General features: G+C 39.1%; 2 protein-coding genes. Both read right to left on the bottom strand.

The features are described from left to right. Positions 1–86: 86 nt before the first annotated feature. Positions 87–2,729, bottom strand: coding sequence for a cation-translocating P-type ATPase (locus tag FC36_RS06700; RefSeq protein WP_035189003.1), 2,643 nt, complete (start codon positions 2,727–2,729; stop codon positions 87–89). Positions 2,730–2,947: 218 nt separating this feature from the next. After that, on the bottom strand, positions 2,948–3,307 hold a 360-nt coding region (locus FC36_RS06695), incomplete at its 5' end, for an RNA-guided endonuclease InsQ/TnpB family protein (protein WP_156409536.1).

Raw genomic sequence — 3,307 nt, 5'->3', positions numbered from 1 at the left:
TTAAATTACTTCAACGAAAAAAGACCCTTTCGGGTCTAAATATGGGGCAATTCATCTTTTTGAAAAAGATGACTTTTAACCTCTATCTACTTTCTTCGTTGAATAGCTTTAACAAGTTCAACAATTACTACTAAACAAACAGCTGCTCCTAAAACAACTACCCACTGACTCCAAGCTAAACTTGTAACGTGGAAAATTCCGTTTAAAGCCGGTACAAAAATCGTTAAACACAAAAGTAATGCCGATAGGATGATAGCACCATTAAAAGCACGATTGTTAAAAATTTGGCGCGTAAAAATCGTACCTGTTAAAGACTTACAATTAAAAGCATGGACTAGTTGTAATATACCTAAAGTTGCATAAGCCATTGTCAAAGCATCAGCATGAATAGCAACATCATTCGTATGGTATGGGAAATTTAACGCATACCAGTAAACCCCTAATGTTAATATTCCTTCCAAAAGTCCTTGGTAGACAATGCCAATTCCCACTCCATGAGATAAGAAATTAGTCTTCAGACCACGAGGCTTTTTGGCCATCAATCCAGGTTCCTCTTTTTCAACTCCCAGAGCAATCGCCGGAAAAGTGTCAGTTACCAAATTAATCCACAGAATTTGAACGGGTGCTAAGATATTCCAGCCCAAAAAGGTCATCATTGTGAGCGTTAAGACTTCCCCTAAATTAGCTGATAGAAGATATTGGATTGCTTTTTGAATATTAGCGTAAACCTTACGTCCCGCTCTCACTGCGGTAATAATTGTCGCAAAGTTGTCATCTGCCAAGATAATATCGGCTGCATTTTTAGAAACTTCCGTCCCTGTAATTCCCATACCAACTCCGATATCAGCCGTCTTTAAAGCAGGGGCATCATTGACCCCGTCCCCGGTCATAGCGACAACTTTATCATGGGCTTGCCAAGCTTTGACAATTCGTACCTTATGTTCAGGTGCTACCCGCGCATAAACAGAATATTGATCCACCTTTTGCCGTAATTCTTCATCAGTCATTTGATCTAATTGACTACCCGTGATGACCCGGCTAGCATCAACTTGATCTAAAATTCCTAGACGTAAGGCAATCGCAGTCGCAGTATCCTTGTGGTCTCCAGTAATCATTAAAGGACGTAGGCCCGCTTTTTTAGCTTCAGCAACCGCCGCCTTAACTTCTGGTCTTTCTGGATCAATCATCCCTGTTAAACCAACAAAGATTAAGTTATTTTCTTCTGTTATACTCTGAGGTTCAGCTGGTACTTCTGATATTTCTTTATAGGCATATGCTAAAACTCGCAAGGCTTTTAAAGCTAACGCGTGATTTTGTTGAAGAATATCTTGACGCCAGTTTTCATCTAATTTATGCACTTGACCATTAATTTCTATCTTTTCCGAACGCTTTAATAATTCATCTGGGGCACCTTTAGTTAAAACATAATACTTCCCCGTTTCTCGATCTTGAACGATAACAGACATTAATTTTCTTTCAGAGTCAAATGGTAATGACCTTACACGCACTAAACGATTTTCAAGCGCAGTTACATCTAATTTATTTTCGCTTAAATAATACTGAATTAAAGCGGTTTCTGTTGGATCACCACTTAAACCATTAGCCGTCAATACCGCATCATTAGCTAGAATCATCGCCCACGTTAAATGATTATTTGCATCCCCCAAAAAATCCTGAGCTGCTTGTAGTTTGCCATCCTGATAAAATTGTTCAACCGTCATCTTATTTTGTGTTAAAGTTCCCGTTTTATCTGAAGCAATAATTTCTGTTGCCCCTAACGTTTCAACAGCGGGTAATTTACGAACTAAAGCATTACGTTTAGACATAGCCTGAGTACCTAAGGCTAGCGTAATGGTTACAATTGCCGGTAAACCTTCAGGAATTGCAGCTACCGCTAAAGAAATTGCTGTTAGTAACATGTCTAAAAAACTTGCTCGGTGCATCAGAATTCCGAATGTAAAGATAACAACCGCAATTACCAAAATCAAAATGGTGAGTAATTTACTAAGGTGGGTGATACTTTTTTGCAGTGGTGTACTTTGCTTCTCCACTTTATCAAGCATTTGCGCAATTTGACCTACTTGAGTTTGCATTCCAATTCGGGTAACTATGGCTGTTGCAGTTCCATAAGTCACATTAGTATTCATGAAGCCTAAATTTGCTTGTTCACCTAAGGATAAGTCTGGTTGTCTCAATTGATTCGCCGTTTTTTCTACTGCTACAGACTCGCCTGTCAACGCTGCTTCTTCTACCTTAAGTGCAGTCGTTTCTAAAAAGCGGACATCGGCCGGGATAACATCTCCAGCTTCTAGTAGCACAATATCACCAACCACCAAATCAGCGCTGGCAACGTGTTGGACTTGACCATCACGTTTTACTCGCGAAGTTGGACTAGTCATTTTTTGAAGGGCAGCAATCGCGTTTTCAGCCTTAGCTTCCTGAAAGACTCCAAAAATAGCATTTAAAATGACTACGATAAAAATGATTATCGCATCTGCTACTTCACCTGCAAAGGCGGAAACCAAAGCTGCAACTAACAAAATAATAATCATCAAGTCTTTAAATTGTGCTAAAAATTTCTGCCAAAGCGTTGTTTTTTGCTTGGCTGTTAACGTATTTTTCCCTTGCGCTTGCCGTTTAGTTACCTCGACTTGAGTTAAACCATCCGCTTGACTTTGATACTTAGTCAATATTTCCTTACGACTTAACAAATAATCATTTCTGCCCATCGAGAATCCCCCTTTTCATTTCTTTATGTTACTTTCTATAATACTATATGGGTCAACTACCCCAGTCTAAAGACTGGGGCTTGTGAGAAGGCAAGCCTTACGGCTTACCCGACCACAATTTGCATAGATACATCACTGCATGATTACAAAGTAATCACGTCTAACACGATAATTACCAATGCCTTTAGAGTCCGCAAGTTGCCAAACGGACTGCCTAGTTATGCTAGGCTTTTTTCTTTTTCCTTAGCTAGTTTTTCTAATCCTTTTTCAAGAATATTTTTAGAGGCATTAATGTCCCTAATATGGAATGTACCACAATTAGGACAAGTCCATTCCCTATCTTTGAGAGTTAACTTTTCTGTACCTTTTGTCCCCATGGTAAACTTACAGTTATTACACGTTTGTGTAGTGTTTTTGGGACTTACAGTTATGAAACTTCTCCCGTATAAAGCGGACTTACGTTCCATTATTTGGAGGAATGTTCTCCAACCGACATCTGAAATCGACATAGCTAAGGCATGATTTTTAAGCATATTAGAGCTTCGTAAATTTTCGGCTACTACCAAATCGTGGTTATT

Origin of the sequence: Ligilactobacillus equi DSM 15833 = JCM 10991, assembly GCF_001435735.1 — a bacterium.
In the GTDB taxonomy this organism is placed as follows: domain Bacteria; phylum Bacillota; class Bacilli; order Lactobacillales; family Lactobacillaceae; genus Ligilactobacillus; species Ligilactobacillus equi.
This window is presented reverse-complemented; position numbering and strand designations above follow the sequence as displayed.